Annotated in this window: 19 protein-coding genes; 15 read left to right on the top strand and 4 right to left on the bottom strand. The window is 56.0% G+C overall.

Annotation, left to right across the window (positions count from 1 at the left end; all coding sequences use genetic code 11):
• The coding region (locus tag Q0802_RS22675) for a hypothetical protein (RefSeq protein ID WP_298922195.1) at positions 1 to 220 on the top strand (220 nt) is incomplete at its 5' end.
• Between the two features lie 109 nt (positions 221 to 329).
• On the opposite strand, the gene Q0802_RS22670 is transcribed toward Q0802_RS22675, so the two are convergent.
• From Q0802_RS22670 to Q0802_RS22660, 3 genes are all read right to left on the bottom strand, one after another.
• On the bottom strand, positions 330 to 1310 hold the full coding sequence (locus Q0802_RS22670) for an NADPH:quinone reductase (protein ID WP_298922194.1): 981 nt from the start codon (positions 1308 to 1310) through the stop codon (positions 330 to 332).
• A 104-nt stretch (positions 1311 to 1414) separates the two neighbouring features.
• Entirely contained in the window at positions 1415 to 1816 is a 402-nt protein-coding gene (locus tag Q0802_RS22665) for a nuclear transport factor 2 family protein (protein ID WP_298922193.1), read from the bottom strand.
• A gap of 30 nt (positions 1817 to 1846) precedes the next feature.
• Positions 1847 to 2266: a nuclear transport factor 2 family protein gene (locus Q0802_RS22660; protein ID WP_298922192.1), complete on the bottom strand. Its 420-nt coding sequence runs from the start codon at positions 2264 to 2266 to the stop codon at positions 1847 to 1849.
• A 162-nt stretch (positions 2267 to 2428) separates the two neighbouring features.
• On the opposite strand from Q0802_RS22660, the gene Q0802_RS22655 reads away from it, so the two are divergent.
• The 10 genes from Q0802_RS22655 to Q0802_RS22610 all read left to right on the top strand — a co-directional run bounded on the left by Q0802_RS22655 (position 2429) and on the right by Q0802_RS22610 (position 9732).
• A complete protein-coding gene (locus Q0802_RS22655; protein WP_298922191.1) occupies positions 2429 to 2761 on the top strand; it encodes a helix-turn-helix domain-containing protein in 333 nt (110 codons plus the stop codon).
• A gap of 214 nt (positions 2762 to 2975) precedes the next feature.
• Positions 2976 to 4061: a trifunctional transcriptional activator/DNA repair protein Ada/methylated-DNA--[protein]-cysteine S-methyltransferase gene (locus Q0802_RS22650; RefSeq protein ID WP_298922190.1), complete on the top strand. Its 1086-nt coding sequence runs from the start codon at positions 2976 to 2978 to the stop codon at positions 4059 to 4061.
• Complete coding sequence (locus Q0802_RS22645; RefSeq protein WP_298922189.1) at positions 4048 to 4806, top strand: isocitrate lyase/phosphoenolpyruvate mutase family protein; 759 nt, start codon at positions 4048 to 4050, stop codon at positions 4804 to 4806. Before Q0802_RS22650 ends, Q0802_RS22645 begins: the two co-directional genes overlap by 14 nt.
• A 302-nt stretch (positions 4807 to 5108) precedes the next feature.
• A complete protein-coding gene (locus Q0802_RS22640) occupies positions 5109 to 5462 on the top strand; it encodes a hypothetical protein (protein ID WP_298922187.1) in 354 nt (117 codons plus the stop codon).
• Positions 5463 to 6056: 594 nt separating this feature from the next.
• A complete protein-coding gene (locus Q0802_RS22635) occupies positions 6057 to 6254 on the top strand; it encodes a hypothetical protein (protein WP_298922186.1) in 198 nt (65 codons plus the stop codon).
• 28 nt (positions 6255 to 6282) lie between these two features.
• A complete protein-coding gene (locus tag Q0802_RS22630) occupies positions 6283 to 7251 on the top strand; it encodes a ferric reductase-like transmembrane domain-containing protein (protein ID WP_298922185.1) in 969 nt (322 codons plus the stop codon).
• Complete coding sequence (locus tag Q0802_RS22625; protein ID WP_298922184.1) at positions 7235 to 7543, top strand: hypothetical protein; 309 nt, start codon at positions 7235 to 7237, stop codon at positions 7541 to 7543. The genes Q0802_RS22630 and Q0802_RS22625 overlap by 17 nt, the downstream gene beginning before the upstream one ends.
• A gap of 148 nt (positions 7544 to 7691) precedes the next feature.
• Complete coding sequence (locus Q0802_RS24770) at positions 7692 to 7976, top strand: hypothetical protein (protein WP_366523352.1); 285 nt, start codon at positions 7692 to 7694, stop codon at positions 7974 to 7976.
• Positions 7948 to 8436, top strand: a complete 489-nt coding sequence (locus tag Q0802_RS22615; protein ID WP_298922182.1) for a hypothetical protein — start codon at positions 7948 to 7950, stop codon at positions 8434 to 8436. Before Q0802_RS24770 ends, Q0802_RS22615 begins: the two co-directional genes overlap by 29 nt.
• Before the next feature lie 297 nt (positions 8437 to 8733).
• Positions 8734 to 9732, top strand: coding sequence for a hypothetical protein (locus Q0802_RS22610; RefSeq protein WP_298922181.1), 999 nt, complete (start codon positions 8734 to 8736; stop codon positions 9730 to 9732).
• A gap of 349 nt (positions 9733 to 10081) precedes the next feature.
• Here the strand turns inward: Q0802_RS22610 and Q0802_RS22605 are convergent, their stop codons facing one another.
• The gene (locus tag Q0802_RS22605; protein ID WP_298922180.1) at positions 10082 to 11002 is read right to left on the bottom strand and encodes a LysR family transcriptional regulator; all 921 of its coding nucleotides are present in this window, start codon (positions 11000 to 11002) and stop codon (positions 10082 to 10084) included.
• A gap of 103 nt (positions 11003 to 11105) precedes the next feature.
• Here Q0802_RS22605 and Q0802_RS22600 point away from each other — a divergent pair, with 103 nt between their 5' ends.
• The 4 genes from Q0802_RS22600 to Q0802_RS22585 all read left to right on the top strand — a co-directional run bounded on the left by Q0802_RS22600 (position 11106) and on the right by Q0802_RS22585 (position 15253).
• On the top strand, positions 11106 to 12065 hold the full coding sequence (locus Q0802_RS22600) for a tripartite tricarboxylate transporter substrate binding protein (RefSeq protein ID WP_298922179.1): 960 nt from the start codon (positions 11106 to 11108) through the stop codon (positions 12063 to 12065).
• Between the two features lie 77 nt (positions 12066 to 12142).
• The gene (locus tag Q0802_RS22595; protein WP_298922178.1) at positions 12143 to 12613 is read left to right on the top strand and encodes a tripartite tricarboxylate transporter TctB family protein; all 471 of its coding nucleotides are present in this window, start codon (positions 12143 to 12145) and stop codon (positions 12611 to 12613) included.
• Between the two features lie 5 nt (positions 12614 to 12618).
• A complete protein-coding gene (locus Q0802_RS22590; protein WP_298922177.1) occupies positions 12619 to 14133 on the top strand; it encodes a tripartite tricarboxylate transporter permease in 1515 nt (504 codons plus the stop codon).
• Positions 14126 to 15253 (top strand): lyase family protein, encoded by a 1128-nt coding sequence (locus Q0802_RS22585; protein WP_298922176.1) that lies wholly within the window; start codon positions 14126 to 14128, stop codon positions 15251 to 15253. The genes Q0802_RS22590 and Q0802_RS22585 overlap by 8 nt, the downstream gene beginning before the upstream one ends.
• Positions 15254 to 15323: the final 70 nt, after the last annotated feature.

Genomic DNA, 15323 nt, shown 5'->3' with positions numbered 1-15323 from the left:
TCCTCTCATTGCAGTCGATAACAACTGCACTTTGGCACGTTCGATGCCGGTGGAGCAGGAGCCATCCACATCATCCGGTATGGGCCAGCCCTTCCGAGCCGGTCAGAAACAGGGACTAGACGCTGCGCCTGCTCCAATGACATCAGTAAGCCCGAAAGTTACCGCTGCTGCTCGACGCAGGAATCCCCGCTGGGTCAAACAAGCAAAAACAGAATTGTAATAGATATCTTTAACCCGCCAGTCCGTCGATACGTGGTCAAACCGATTTACCTGTCGCCGCGCCCTGAACGCGCGACCGTGGGCCCAACGTGAGTTGCAGTCAGCACGCTCTAAAATCTGACCACGACATTTCCGATGGTTGATTTGGTGTCGACCGCGTCATGCGCCTCGGCGATTTGATCTGGAGAATAACAGGCATGGATCCGTGCGCGAATGGTGCGCGCAGCGAGCATCCCGCTGACGTCCGCGATGGTACGGTCCAGAACATCGGGGCGCAGCATGAACACGATGAAAAACGCCATGCGCATTTGCTGGACCACCGCTTCGACCATGGGAAAGTCGCCTGTGAAAGCCTCTGAGCCATAGGCTGCCACAAATCCGCCGTTGCGCAGCAGGCGCGGCAGCGAGGTCGCGTTCGCCCCGAGATTGACCTCTATGATGTGATCGACGCCGGTGCCGTCGGTGATCTCGTGTACGCGGGCGACGACATCCTCACGCTTGTAGTTGATGACGTGGTGAGCCCCGTTTTGCGCGGCCGCGCGCGCCTTGTCGTCCGAACTGACCGTTGCAATCACCGTGGCCCCTTTGGCCAGAGCGATCTGGATCGCGTAGGCGCCGACAGCTCCCGCCCCGCCTTGCACGAGGATCGTCCTGCCCTCGACAGAGCCGTCCATCGTGACCGCGTGGTAGGCCGTCAGTAGAGGCACACCGAAGGTTGCCGCCTCTTCAAATGAGACATTGTCAGGCAGGGGAACGGCCTGTGTTTCCGCAGTCACCGCGTATTCCGCAGCCGTGCCATCCGCGCCACCCCAATGCGTGGCATACAGCCATACCCGTTGGCCAAGCCGTCCTTGAGACACGCCTTCTCCGACCTCTTCAATGACGCCCGCCCCATCGTGGTGTGGCAGGATGCGTGACCATTCCCCTTGGATCGGAAAGATGCCGGCCCGGGTTTTTGTGTCTGTCGGATTGACCCCCGAGGCCCTTATCCTGACCAGAACCTCACCGGGTTTGGGCTGCGGTTTGTCGATGTCGACGGTCTCCAGCACCTCGGATGCTGGGCCTGTTTTCCGGTAGATGACGGCTTTCATGGTCATGGCTCCTGACGTGAATCTTATGGAGGCAAAGCGGGCCCGTTCCGATCAGCACGAATTATGCTGACCCGGTCAGGCCGGTGCGAGTTTTGGGGCGTTGGTTAGCGCGCCGGGGCGGGCACGCGGATCGGGCAATCGATGAAGTAGGTCCAGCCGCCATGATCCATCTGTTTGACGACCTCGGTCGAGACGCCGCCGCCCAAAGCATTGCCGTCACGGTCCTCCACGGTCCATGCGCCTTGCAGGATCGCGGTGTCGCCATTGATCATTTCGCCGGAGACGGTGCCTTTGAGATGGACACGGTTGGCGACGAAATCGCGGAAAATTTCCCGCACGCCGGCATGGCCCTCCATCGGTTGTCCATCAGGGTCCATCGCCACCCGGCACTGCGGATGGAACATCGAGACAACGCCCTCCAGATCACCCTCTTTGATAAACTCTGCCACGCGCTCGACAATCTGGTGTGGGCGCTTGGCAATTTTGCGTTTGGCTGTCACGGTCATGTGTTTGGTCCTTGGATCAGTGTTTGGGGGTCAGGCGAAGAGTGCAGGCGTAACGTCGGGTGGCGTGTTGTCGATGTCGAAGAGCAGTTTCCACTCGCCGGCCGCATTGCGCCCATAAGCCAGCAGGACGCGGCCGGTCAGATGGGCATCCTCGGGCGGGGTAACGCCCTGGGGCGGCTCGAAATAGTAAGCCCCCAGAAGCAGTGCCATGTCACCTTCGATGAACGCCGCCTCTTCCTTGTGGTGCAGAGTGCCGTCGATGGCCTCGAAGGCCTGCATGTACCACGGCTTGATCTGGTCGACGCCGCGCATCAGGGGCGCGCCGGCATTGGCGTAGATGCATTCGGGATCGTAGAGCGTAAAGAGCGCGTCAATGTCCTTGGCGTTGAATGCCGCCAGCCAGGTGCTGAGGTTCTCGCGAACCCGGTCAATCTCTTTTGTGTCCAGCATGGGACCCCTTTCTATACTGCGATGCGACCCGTACGGGCCGTCGGTTGAGCGACTCATTTCGATGTGTCAGGGTGACAGGTAGCAATCGACCAATCTGTGTTCTACATGCAGGATTGTGCGTTACTTACACCCATGTAAGTGCGACAATGGGAGGCGATGGATATGCCATTTGAGTTTGATCTCGATACCAGTGTCGGTGACTGCCCGGTCGAGCTTGCCGTCTCGATGATTGGCGGCAAATGGAAGCCGGTTCTGCTGTTTCATCTGATGATGGGAGCCAAGCGGTATTCTGAGCTGCAAAGGCTCGTGCCACGGGCGTCAGACCGTATGCTGACCCGGTCGCTGCGCGAATTAGAAAATGTGGGCCTAGTGAACCGCGAGGTCTTCGCGGAAGTGCCGGTGCGGGTCGAGTACTCGCTCACCCATGACGGCGAAACGCTCTATCCCATTCTGGCCGAGATGAGCAAATGGGGGACGAACAGACAAAAGGTCTGAGACAGGACGGCAAAGTCGAACCAGACGTAGATCAACAGTCAGCAGGTGAGGCTGCACCGTAGCACCAATCAAAGTCCGATAACTTTCGGTTTTGAGTCCATAGTTCCGAATGCAGCATTTTACGACAAGGTCGGCATGTGCGCCGATCATAATAATTTGAATAGACGCCTGATCTTCGGCGGCACCGGATTTTTCCTGTGCTATCTATGCGAGCATGCTGTTCGATCTTCCTAATCACAATACGCTCTACAAAGCACTCTTGGCCCGCGATGCCTCCTATGATGGGCAGGTTTATGTTTGCGTCTCGTCAACCGGCGTCTTTTGTCGCCTGACTTGTCCGGCCCGCAAACCCAAGCAAGAGAATTGCACGTTTTTCGGAACTGTCGGGGAATGTATCGAGGCGGGCTACCGGGCGTGCAAGCGTTGCCATCCTCTTGAACCTATGGCCTTGGCTGACCCCGCAATTGCCGCGCTGCTCGCGGCTTTGGATGAGCGACCTGACTATCGTTGGCGGGAAAGCGATATCGAACGGATGGGATTTGATCTTTCGACCATCAGAAGAAGTTTCAAGCGCCAGTTTGGAATGACGTTTCTGGAAATGGCTCGACAGAGGCGACTTAGGGATGGATTCGAGACACTCGTCCATGGTGGTGCGGTGATCGACGGTCAGCTTGACGCTGGTTTTGACTCAGCCAGTGCATTTCGGGCGGCGTTCCTGAAATTGCTTGGTAAAGCGCCTGGCAACTTGTCGGCCGACCCGATGCTCTTTGCTGATTGGGTCCAAACGCCTTTGGGCGACATGGTCTCGGTCACCAGCAAATCCCAACTCCACTTGCTTGAATTCATTGACCGTAAGGCCCTGCCAAAAGAGCTTGAACGACTGAACAGCTTCACGAAGGGCCGCCTTGGCATTGGGCGGACAGAACCCGCCGCGCAGATCAAGGATGAGCTCGCCATGTTTTTCAACGGATCATTATTGGGGTTCCAGACGCCATTGGCCTATCATGGATCGGAGTTCAGCAGCGCGGTCTGGGATGCGTTGCGCGAAATCCCAGCAGGCACAACGTGCAGCTACAGCGACATTGCTGCCCTCATCGGTCGTCCTTTGGCTGTTCGGGCCGTCGCTCGGGCGAATGGCGCGAACCAGATCGCTCTGGTCATCCCCTGTCATCGCGTCATTGGCGCAGACGGTTCGCTGACCGGATACGGAGGGGGTCTTTGGCGCAAACAAAAGCTTTTGGAAATTGAGCGACAATACCTGCCTGAGAGGGCGAAAGGAAATCATCATGTCGCAGGCTGAAAAGGCAAAGCACTTTGCGGAACTGCATCAAAAGGGCAATCCGTTGGTACTCTACAACATTTGGGATGCCGGAGGAGCGAAAGCAGTACAGGAGGCAGGCGCGGCTGCCGTTGCGACGGGCAGCTGGTCCATGGCGGCAGCGCATGGCTACGACGATGGAGAGTCTATCCCGCTGGATTTCGTCCTTAGAATTGTCGAACGCATCTGCGACAGCGTTAATGTCCCGGTGACAGTCGACTTTGAAGGGGGCTATGCGACCGATCCCGATGAGGTTGCTGAGAATGTTCGCGAAGTCATCCGCGCGGGCGCGGTCGGCATCAATTTCGAGGACCGGATCGTAAAGGGTGAAGGGCTGCATTCGATATCCGCACAAGCCGCGCGCATTCGCGCGATCAAAGCCGCCGCCGCTGATGAAAGTATCCCCCTGGTTTTGAATGCAAGAACCGACCTCTTCCTTGGAACCGACCCGGCCAGCCATGAAGCGCACCTGGCAGAGGCCATGGAACGTGCAGCCGCTTATGCAGAGGCGGGTGCCGACTGCTTCTTTGTACCGGGTCTCACAGACACCGCGATGATCTCGCGCGTCACAGCGAATGCGGGATTGCCCGTAAATGTCATGATGATGGGCGAACTGAAGTCGATCAAAGATGTCGCCTCCGCGGGCGTGTCTAGAGCAAGCTATGGCCCCGGTCCGTTCTTTGAGTTCCTTGCCAACCTGAAGACGGCTTGCACTTCTATCGAATAGATCGACGCGGTCATTTTTGCAGCCGCAGCGAATTGGTGTTTTGTCCGGCAGATTGTTAGTTCATCCGCATCGAGATCTCGCAAGTGCCGCGAAGGTCCGCAATGCGGACTGCGACCGCAGCATCTCAACTAGCGCTGAACGTCTCTTATGGGCCGTCCTCGACGTCGGGAGCAGTGTCAGTCGCTGAGACGCTGCACCGCATCCGATGGCCGCAGAGAGCCCCAATCGGAAAATTTTTGCGTCGCAGAAACTGACAGGCTAGGTTCGCCATCGGAAGTCGACAGCAAGATCTGGACCTAGCATTGAAATTCAAACTCATTGGCATTGCAGTAGGTCTGGCAGGCTTGGTTTTTCTGGGGTTGCGTTTGCTCTATGGGACTCACGAATGGGGCGAAAGGCTGACGCTTCACTTTGAAACCCCCAGCGGCTCAGTTGCAGTTTCTGGTGTGTTTCTTCGTAGGCATTGGATGCATTGGGTACCAATGGGCAATGAACGCTCTGTCGACACACATGGCGAGGCCATCGTGGCGGAATTTGGTGATGGAAAGACCGTGTTTGCCTTGGTGGACAATTCACAAGGCACTATTTCCTACCGTGCATATGAAGAGCTCTACACATCTTTCATTGCCAACAAGAAAATTCACAAGGCGCTGTAAATCTACAGAATTTCGCGGCAAGTGGGCACGCCGCCGCGCGACATAGACCCCAAGCACTTCCCGCTCTTGTTCGCTTTTGCGAACATCACTGATCCGACATCCGGCTATCTGGTTAATCGCCGTGATCTATTCGGGCCAGAGGCGTCGGGATACTCGCTTGAGAGCGTCACAATCCAGATCACGGATGACCTGCCGAACGACGGTAATATTGCGGAAGTCTTACCTTGGTTAGCGGATTGGAAGGGTCACATACGACCGTTTGCTGAAACCGCGCCGGACTATCTGCCCCCGATTGACAAGGTAGCACCGATCGGGACTTCGCACTTCGCTCAAACCTTTCTCCGCTGATCACACCAGACGACCAACCGCAATATGGAGGGTTTTGGGCTCCGCTCGAACCAGTGTTTCATTGGCTCCTTGGATGTCCGCTTTGTCCCGCACTTGGTGAGTTGGCCGGTCCAACAGTTTTGCCTGTGCAGCGAACGGCCGGAAAGCGGGCTGCCACCGCAGCATCTTGGGTGACGGGTGAACGGCAGGAACGGGCCGGCGGCGAACACTCGCTTCGGTCGACGCCTAGACGCTCATGAGACGGCAATGCGGGTTGTCTTCGCGTTCTGGGATCGTGATGGCGACGGGCTTGTATCCAAATCCGAGCATAACCGCTCACTCAGCTATGATTTCCAACGCGCCGATCTCAACGATGATGCGCGTCTCGACCTTCAGGAATTCAAGACCGGCTTCGCGGTGATGGTTGCTCCTCGCGCTGCCATCAATCCGGCTCCAGCCGAATAACGTCAGTTAACCTTGGGAGGGGAGAGCTATGCTTCAGAAAAAGGGCGTCTACGCAATTATCGGACTGATATTGGTCTTTGCTATTGTTCATCTGGCTTTGCCGCCTGAACAACACGAGCCACGCGCGACTGGTACGGTTATGTTAGGTGGGATTGCGTTTCTGCTGATGACCTGCTCGATTTTCCTGTCTACCCGGCTTGAGGTGTTTGAAGACTGGTTTGGTGGTCTTGATCGCATGTACCAGGTCCACCGCGTTGCAGGTGTCTTTGCCGCGCTGACAGCCTTGGTTCATTTCTTTGGCGTACCAAAAGAATTACCAGAAGGGGTGGACCCCGTAGCAAATGCGATCTTCCCGTCTGGTCCTCTTGGGATGCTCGGCCTGAGATTCCTTGTGATTGACCTCTTCATCGCCCTGAACCGGAAAATTCGCTACTCTCGTTGGCGCCCCACGCATAAAGTCATGGGCCTAGTTTACTTCCTGATCATCGGCCATTTCATGACAGCGCCGGGGATCTTCTTCGAGCGGTTCAGCGGTTCGGGGATCATCCTCATCCTAGCAGCAGCGGTGGGCGTGGCCGCCCTGCTGTATTCCGTCTTTGGAATGAACAAGCGCACGGCGCTACCGTTCGAGATCGAAGCGGTCAATGCGCTCGAACGCGCCACAGATGTGGTTCTGAAGCCGATCGATAAGATGCTCGACTTCAAGCCCGGCCGGTTCGCCTTCGTCGAGATCGAAGGCAAGGGCTGGAACGAGTCGCATCCATTTACAATTTCCAGCGCGCCTGGAGAGGACAAGCTGCGCTTTACCATGAAGGTGCTGGGAGACTGGACCCGGAAGTTCCGCGAAGAGTCGCAGCCGGGTGGTAAGGTACAAGTGCGCGGTCCATACGGTCGTTTCGACACGACCAAGGCAGGCAAGAAGCAAAATCTGGCTTGCTGGTGGGATCGGCCTCACGCCATTCCTATCGAAAGTCCGTGCGATGGAGGAAGGCGATGACCGTCAGATTCACCTCGGCTACGCCGCCCGCGAAGAACAGGACGCCATTTTCCTTGATGAGTTGAAGGATCACGCGGCACGGCTCGGCAATGTTACTCTAGTGCCGCTCTTTTCGGATGAAGGTAACTTCGCCCGTGTCGATATGATGAAGCAAAAGCTGCCCGATCCGCTCAACACCTACGACTATTTCATGTGTGGGCCGTCACCGATGATGAACGGCATCATGGCGGACCTCAAGCAAGAGGGTGTCAGCCGGAACAAGATCCACACTGAAGCCTTTGAGTTCCGGTAAGCGGTTATGAAGCGGTTTGAACCCTCCCTGCAACTGATCGCCCTGCTTGGCGGCGCGGTCACTTTTGTGACGGCCTATTATCTAATGTTTCTGGCTCATCGCCGTCGCGCTGCTCCTCGTGAGCTTGCCAGTCACGATCTACCTGCTCATGCCAATCAACTTTCAGTTCATCGAGGCCACTGATCCGGACCTCGCAAGAAAGGCCCCGGAGCTGCTGAAAAGCTGGGGCCAATATCAAATCATCCGCACAATCGCTGACGGTCTCGCCTTCGTTGCGATGTTCAAGCCGGTCAAGCGCCGTGCCAAGACACAGACGCCATGCTGGCTGCGGCATAGCGCTTCCTTCAGCAAGCCAAACGCGGACTACAGGAAGAAACCGCCTCCGACTAAGAAAGACCGATATCATGAGAAAACTGATCTCCTTCCTGCATGAAATAGGCGCGATCATGTATGTGGGAGGCATCCTGTCTCACATCGTGATCGGTATCCTCTTTAGCCACAGCGACCCACAGGACATTTTGGAAGTGTCCTTTGCATCCGGAACCCAACTTCAGGGCCTGTCATTCCAATTGTCGAATTCGTTTCCCTTCGTGGCAATGTTTGCCATGGAGTTCACGTATTCGAGTTCTGTGGAAAGTGTCACGTTTTCCGGGTTGCTGGCCGGAAGCTATGGGCCTTTGGGTATCACATCAGTGCGTGATCCAATCACGCTGGTTTTCGCCGGAGACACGGCTCTGCCGAATGTGGCGAACTACACTGCAGACTGGTCACTTACTCTAGACGTTGCTGCCGTTCCTTTACCCAGAGGATTGGGCTTTTTGGCTGGGTCGCTCATGTGTTTCGCCATAGCACGACGAAACAGCGCAAAACGATTAGACCAACGGAGAGTGTGAACTCTTCGCCGCGATGATCCCAATGTCCTTTTCAGTCAAGAAGTCCAAAATGGTTTTTAGTGATAACTACTGTCACCTCTCATATCAGAAGTGAGCGTTAACGAACCTAAGTGCTTGCCCAATCCAACGACAAAGAAAATGAAAGCCAGACCCGCAAACTCTCGTAATGAATGAGGGCTCCTCGGGAGGCAGGACATCTAGAAAACGCCGGCTGCGCAGAGCGGCTGATATCATTGCCAAACTAGTGCCCAAATTCATTTATAGGTTGAGGAAAATCTTAATTCGGATTCTCTTTGGATGACCTTTGACCGAGGCTCTAAATACCTCCTGATTATTGGCGTGACCTCTTTCCTGTGGTGGCTTGAAGTCATCGATGAAACAGCGCTTGGTCTGAAGCCAAGCGACCTTAATGGCTTCGTACCTCCCTTCTTTCTTATCTACTTCATCTTTGGAACCCTTTTCTTCTTTCTGAGCAAATACCTCCCCTACCTAATTCTTGCCGGTGCTCTCGCCACGTTGATTGCATGGTGGAAAGCGGGGCGAAAATGGAAGTGGACCGCATATCTGGTATCCCTTGTTCTCGCCGGTGTAGCCTCGGCGTTCAGCTTGTTTACCGGCACAGGCAACCCGCTTCATTTGGCTATCGCTGCAATTCTGATCGTGGTTTTCGTCATAAGGATCAGGGGTCATCGTATGTCCTGCTGGATCGACCGATTTGGAAAACTTGAGGTTCTCTTCCTCACAATCGCTGTCATAGGGCTCTTACCTGATTGGGATTGGTCCAGGGTTGACCAAAGAAACCGATCACCTCGACCCACGGTTGAAATCCCGCCATATGCGACCCGATATGCCCGCGAAATGAGCGACAACGCACTAGACGCGGCAGCAAGATTCACCGACCCGCAATCCTGTCTCGTAGCCGGAACAGAGAACCTGCAATCGCCAGAGCCGCTAATGATAGATTGGGCACGGATCAGCTGGACCGCCGAAGCTGAAGTGTGCATTTTCCGGCTTTTATCTGCTTTGGGAGGGATCGAAGCGTCCCGCTCCTTTATGGAAGCGCAGGGGTTTAGGATGCCGCCAGATAATTTCAGCCCTGAAAACCCTTATGTACACGACGATGCACTGCGCATCACAGCATATTGGTCAATCCGCAACAATGGGCCGAAGTTTCCCACGCGCGGTGTTATGGATCGCCTAAGAGCGGCGGCTCCCTATTCGATGGTTGTGAATGTCTATTTCAGCCAAGACGGGAGCAGGGTGCTGGCGGTACAGATCGGGTACAATACGGTTTGAACTACCAATTTGACCTTCTGAGGCGCTTCTCGAAAGCGGAGGATGAACCAAAGCATTCATCCACTCCGCAAAAAAAATAGCCCATTGTGTGGCGCCCCAAGATGGCAAACGCTTTTCCCCTTCACCAGAGCAGACATTAGTGGGTGATGCAGCATTGGTGGGTCTGGACTCATGCGTACCGAGATTGCGCGCAGCTCTAATGTCTGCTGTCTGAGCAAAAGCAGTCGTTCGCCGCAAGAGCATTGTACCGCTCGCTGCAATGCAAGATAGTGGCAAGCGAGGCCCGCTTGAGCGATACGCTGCAGTGGTCTTCTCGATGTGAACGTCGTCGTCCGTCCGTGTAAGTGATCTACTGGCGCGAGACTAGGTGCATCGTTAGGCTTGAGCGACAAACATGAGCAATGTGTTCCGCGAGTTTTTCCTGAAATTGCTCGGCTGTTTTTTGTATTTTTCTGTTCCTCGGAAGAAGCAGCCCAAACGTCATCCATCTTTCGGGGTCGAAGGGAATGGCCGCAAGGCGGTCGCCGAATGCACTGGCCACCATTTCGTCAGCGATCGTTATGCCTGCGCCCTCGGCCACAAGGGCACAAGCGAGTTGGGAGGATGAGACTTCATGTGTTGCGTCAGGTGTAACGCCAGCCGAATTGAAGGCATCGTCCAGTTGATCGCGTAGCAACAATCCCTGCATCAGTCGGATAACCGTATCTGACGCAAGCTGATCGGCGGTGACAGATGCCTCTTGGGCCAATGGATGTGCCGCCGGTAAGATCGCTAAAGCGCGGACGCGCACCAGAGGCACAGTCTTTATGTCCGGATGGCTGACGGGCAAAGCCGCAATACCGATATCATATTCTCGCCCTGCAAGCCATTTGCCAGCTTCTCGCCTTGCGCGCACATCCAGGGTGACGCTGACGTCTGGATGCTCTTGCGTAAACATCGCAACCGCAGGGGCCGACAAGAACTGTGCAATACGTGGCATCGTCACGATACGAAGACTTTCGGTACGTCCGGCACGAATATCCGATGCGATGCGGGGCACTTCGTCAAGATTGTCGAGTATGCGCCCGGCTTCTCGGTAAAATGCTACTCCTTCTTCTGTTGGAGTTAGGCTCCTCCCTGATCGATCAAAGAGTTGAAGTTTGATCTCTGCCTCAAGGCCGCTGATCAACCGGCTGATGGCGGGTTGGCTAAGATGCATGACCTCGGATGCCGCTGCCACAGAACCCTCGGAGAAAGCCAACCTAAACGCGCGAAGGGCTTTGATGTTCATAGTTTATCGCTTTAGTTTTTTGCATCAGTAGATGCCATATTTGCAAATTTGGCAATCAATACCTCTGCTATGCATTAACCATCGAACAAACGGAGGAGCCAAAATGAAACGCAGAACATTCATAGGGAGTATGGCCGCGAGTGCTGCGCTCGCCGCCAGCACAACCGCAACTTTTGCAGCAGAATGGCCGAGGCGCCCAATCAACTTGGTGGTACCCTACAAGGCAGGTGGTGGCACGGACGCTTACGCACGGGCGATCTCTGCGGCGGCAGAAGGCATTCTGGACGTGCCGGTGGTGGTCGTGAACAAGCCAGGTTCTGGTGGTTTGAACGGCGCAAACTCAGTGGTCGGCGCGCGGCCCGACGGCTACACTATGATGATGACATCAGGTGGGTCGTTCCTACTTTCCACGATGACGCGGGACACGGATATCGACGCGCTTGAGAGCTTTGAGGTTGTCGCCCAGGTAGGTCAACTTCGCACGTCTCTGATGGTACCAAAAAACAGCCCCTACCAATCAGTTCAGGATGTGATCGATGCAGCCAAGGCGAACCCTGGTTCGCTTCGGTGGGCGCATTCTGGTCGCGGGGGTTTCCACCATGTCGGTGGCTTGGGCTTTCTGGCCAACAATGGCATCGAAGCACAGGATGTTCCGTTCAAGGGTGGCGGTCCGACCCGCGCAGCCCTGATTGGAGAACAGGCAGATTTTGGGTTCTTGGGCGTTCAACAGCTGCGCGGCTTTGAAGAGCAACTGCGCGCGTTGGCGGTGAACAGTGCCGATCGCGACACGATCATGTCTGACGTGCCAGCCTTTGGCGAATTGGGTGTCCCCTTTGCAGCTGTCTCCTCTCCGGTGATCGTCTTTGCCCCAAAGGGCACCCCGGCCGAAGTAATATCTGCCATGGAAGCCGCACTCGCTGAGATTGCGGCAAAGCCACAGTTCGCCGAACTGCTTGCTGAGCGCGGCACTGGCCCCGTTTATGCAAGCGGTACGGACGCCAAGGCGGGCCTTGCTGCTATGAAGGCTGACGCGGCCCCGTTGGTCCAGAGCTTGACCAACTAGTTGCACCAAACGCACCTCGGGCGAGTGGATCGAACTGGCCCGACGAACCCACAACGTAATCGGACGAGGAGGTTGCCATGCAAAACATGGCTGAAGGGATCGGCTTGGCCATCCTAGCGCTATTGGCGATCTGGGGTGCTTGGCAAGTGCCGGGTGCCAGCCCCGGAGACACCTGGGCGGGTATTGTACCGTTTGCAGCATCTCTGGCGCTGCTGGTACTTTCGGGCGTCATGATTGCGACCGCCGCACGGGCAAACGCGACCGGCCCTATTGATCACAGCCAAAGCGAAAGCGGAACGCTCGACATTCTTGTCCTGTTCGCTGTGGCTTTGATCTATCAACAATCTTTCCGCTGGTTCGGCTATGTCCTTTCGACGGCGATTGTGGCTCCTGTCGTGATGTACATCTTCGGGGCTCGCAGTTGGGTGGGGCTTGCGGCCTCGGTCGTGGTCTGCCCGCTTGTCTTCCACATTCTCTTCTTCGTCTTGCTTGGTGTGTTCCCTCCCTACGGCGAGGTGTTCGACTTGCTTGACTGGCTTCGGGAGTAACTCAAATGGAAATCTTTCCCGCCTTGTTCTCGGTCATCACTGACCCAACGCTTCTCTTCGCGATTGTCCTTGCAGCTGCAGTTGGCATGATCGTCGGTGCCACGCCCGGGCTGACCGCCTCGGCAGCGATTGCGATGCTTCTGCCAATTACCTTTTACATGCCGCCATTGTTCGCTCTGGCCTTCCTTTACGTCATCGGAAAGTCTGGACGCTACGGCGGTTCTGTTGCGGCGATCCTGTTCAACACCCCAGGCACCGCAGCCAGCGCGGCGACGCAGATCGATGGGTATCCTCTGGCGCGCGCTGGCAAAGCGGGAAAAGCCATGAAGGTGGCGACGATTTCCTCAGTCATTGGTGACCTGATGGGCGACATCATGCTCGTGGTCGGTGTCGGCTTCATCGCCGCCATCGCGCTAAAGCTTGGCCCACCCGAGACTTTTGCGATCTATTTCGCCGCCTTCGTGGTGATCGGCTCGGTGATTGGAAAGTCCATCGTCAAGGGCCTTGCATCGGCCTTGCTTGGGATTCTCGTCGCAATGGTCGGCCTTGATCCGATCTCAAGCGAGGAACGTTACACCTTCGGCTCTTTCGATCTGTCCAACGGTATCGGTTTGGTCCCATTGATGATCGGTGTCTTTGTGTTGGGAGAGGTCTTTTCCCAGCTCGAAGAGCGCAAGAAGGCGAAAGGCGACATCAAGGAAAACGAAAGCGATCCCACTGGACACACTCTGACTTACGAAGAATACAAACCCTGTATCCCGCATGCCGTCCGGGGCGGGTTCATCGGTGCAGGCATTGGTGTTCTGCCCGGTTTGGGCTCGGCCATTGCGGCCTTCATTTCCTATGGCGAAGGTAAACGCCGCGCCAAAAACTCTGAACAATGGGGCAAGGGTGCATTGGAAGGTGTCGCCGCCCCAGAGGCTGCAAACAACGCCGTGTCCGGCCCCTCGATGGCTCCCCTTCTTACACTTGGCATACCGGGATCGACTATCGGTGCCATTCTCCTCGGTGTCTTTCTAATCCACGGAATTCAGGTTGGGCCGACCCTGTTTCTGACCGACAAGGAACTGGTCTATCAGCTGTTTGCCTGTGGTATGCTCGGCATTCTTGCCTATGGCATCATTGGATATTTCGGGGCCACACAGGTTGCCCGTCTGATCCTCAAAGTGCCGGTCAACGTGCTCTATCCGTTGATTTTCATGACAGCTTTTGTTGCTTCTTATTCAGCGCGCGGATCGATGTTTGATGTCACCGTGATGACCATCGCCGGGTTCGTCGGCTGGTTGATGCGAAAGTATGATTTCAATGTCGCGGCTTTCGTCATCTCCTTCGTACTTGCAAAAGGGGCGGAAGAAACCTTCAGGCAATCCCTGCTCATGTCTGACGGGGGCGCTCTAATCTTCGTGGAACGTCCCATCGCCGCCGCGTTCCTGCTACTTGGGCTGGCCGCAATGGGGTTCCGCATCCGCTCGATCCTAAAAGAACGGCAAGTCGCGGACGGAGGGTTGGGCGATGCTTGACTCACGCATCTATCGTGACTGCTTTTCGTCCTCCGAGATGCGCGACATCTGGTCAGAGCATGCGACGATCTCGACGTGGCTCAAAGCGGAGCAAGTTCTCGCCCGATGTCAGGCAGACCTGGGCGTGATTCCGAACGACGCGGCAACAGCGATGGAGGCGATCAGCGTATCCGAACTGGACGTGGAAGATCTGGCAGCCGAAATGGCCCTGGTTGGTCGCCCAATTATCGGCCTCGTGAAACAGCTTCGCGTGCTTGTCCCGACGCATGCAAACCACGTGCATTTCAACTCTACCACGCAAGACATCATGGACACCGCCATGGTGATACAGATGAAATTGGGGCTGGAGGGCATCCGGAGCAGTACAATCCGGGTGACTGGTCTGCTTGATGCCCATATCGCCGCGCATTCCTCGACGGTGCTGATCGGGCGGACCAATGGCCAACACGCTTTGCCAATCGCGTTGTCGGCAAAGTTGCGGGTCTGGCGATCGGAATTGCTGCGAAGGTTGGAGGCGATGGAATTTGCGGCTTCCCGTGGTCTGAACGTTCAGGTCGGTGGACCAGTCGGTGACCTTCGTGGATATGAAAGCGGCATGGGGGAAAGCGTCAAGTCGGCCATGGCCGAGAAACTGAGCTTGGGAATGGTTGACCCTCATTGGCAAAGCGCACGCGACGGCGTGGCCGAAATTCTGGCGACGCTTGGCCTTCTTTGTGGGTCGCTGTGCAAGATTGGCCACAATATCAACCTTATGTCTTCCTCCGACATCGCCGAAGTGTCCGAAGGTCATGTGAACGGCAAGGGCGCGTCATCCTCGATGCACCACAAACGTAACCAGAGAGCCTCAGAATTCTTGGAAGCTGTTGCACGGCTTGGCCGGCAACGCGCCGAGCAGATTGGCGAGTTCACTCTGCACCAACATGAAAGATCCGGAGGTGCCTGGATCGGCGAATGGACTCTTGTTCCCGAAGTCTTCTTGCTGACGTCCGGCGCGGTGTCCTGGGCTGAAACCCTACTTTCGGATGTCACTTTTCACGCCGAACGAATGGGAGATCGGGCTGAGGCCGTGACCGCATCGAACCGGGAAAATGCCACGCAACTTGATGCGTCTGGCTCTTAGCTGAGTTAATTTATTGTCACTATTGACAGTTAATATAATCCATCTTACGTGCAACCCAATGCGGCACCAT

Source organism: uncultured Roseobacter sp. (genome assembly GCF_947495275.1).
Lineage (GTDB): Bacteria > Pseudomonadota > Alphaproteobacteria > Rhodobacterales > Rhodobacteraceae > Roseobacter.
The sequence above is the reverse complement of the archived record's forward strand: the minus strand, read 5'-3'. Positions and strand labels throughout refer to the sequence as shown.

What these genes read in the sequence shown, in the direction of transcription:
- Q0802_RS22670 (WP_298922194.1), bottom strand. Translation starts at nt 1,310, where the DNA reads ATGAAAGCCGTCATCTACCGGAAAACAGGCCCAGCATCCGAGGTGCTG.
- Q0802_RS22665 (WP_298922193.1), bottom strand. Translation starts at nt 1,816, where the DNA reads ATGACCGTGACAGCCAAACGCAAAATTGCCAAGCGCCCACACCAGATT.
- Q0802_RS22660 (WP_298922192.1), bottom strand. Translation starts at nt 2,266, where the DNA reads ATGCTGGACACAAAAGAGATTGACCGGGTTCGCGAGAACCTCAGCACC.
- Q0802_RS22655 (WP_298922191.1), top strand. Translation starts at nt 2,429, where the DNA reads ATGCCATTTGAGTTTGATCTCGATACCAGTGTCGGTGACTGCCCGGTC.
- Q0802_RS22650 (WP_298922190.1), top strand. Translation starts at nt 2,976, where the DNA reads ATGCTGTTCGATCTTCCTAATCACAATACGCTCTACAAAGCACTCTTG.
- Q0802_RS22645 (WP_298922189.1), top strand. Translation starts at nt 4,048, where the DNA reads ATGTCGCAGGCTGAAAAGGCAAAGCACTTTGCGGAACTGCATCAAAAG.
- Q0802_RS22635 (WP_298922186.1), top strand. Translation starts at nt 6,057, where the DNA reads ATGCGGGTTGTCTTCGCGTTCTGGGATCGTGATGGCGACGGGCTTGTA.
- Q0802_RS22630 (WP_298922185.1), top strand. Translation starts at nt 6,283, where the DNA reads ATGCTTCAGAAAAAGGGCGTCTACGCAATTATCGGACTGATATTGGTC.
- Q0802_RS22625 (WP_298922184.1), top strand. Translation starts at nt 7,235, where the DNA reads ATGGAGGAAGGCGATGACCGTCAGATTCACCTCGGCTACGCCGCCCGC.
- Q0802_RS24770 (WP_366523352.1), top strand. Translation starts at nt 7,692, where the DNA reads ATGCCAATCAACTTTCAGTTCATCGAGGCCACTGATCCGGACCTCGCA.
- Q0802_RS22615 (WP_298922182.1), top strand. Translation starts at nt 7,948, where the DNA reads ATGAGAAAACTGATCTCCTTCCTGCATGAAATAGGCGCGATCATGTAT.
- Q0802_RS22610 (WP_298922181.1), top strand. Translation starts at nt 8,734, where the DNA reads ATGACCTTTGACCGAGGCTCTAAATACCTCCTGATTATTGGCGTGACC.
- Q0802_RS22605 (WP_298922180.1), bottom strand. Translation starts at nt 11,002, where the DNA reads ATGAACATCAAAGCCCTTCGCGCGTTTAGGTTGGCTTTCTCCGAGGGT.
- Q0802_RS22600 (WP_298922179.1), top strand. Translation starts at nt 11,106, where the DNA reads ATGAAACGCAGAACATTCATAGGGAGTATGGCCGCGAGTGCTGCGCTC.
- Q0802_RS22595 (WP_298922178.1), top strand. Translation starts at nt 12,143, where the DNA reads ATGCAAAACATGGCTGAAGGGATCGGCTTGGCCATCCTAGCGCTATTG.
- Q0802_RS22590 (WP_298922177.1), top strand. Translation starts at nt 12,619, where the DNA reads ATGGAAATCTTTCCCGCCTTGTTCTCGGTCATCACTGACCCAACGCTT.
- Q0802_RS22585 (WP_298922176.1), top strand. Translation starts at nt 14,126, where the DNA reads ATGCTTGACTCACGCATCTATCGTGACTGCTTTTCGTCCTCCGAGATG.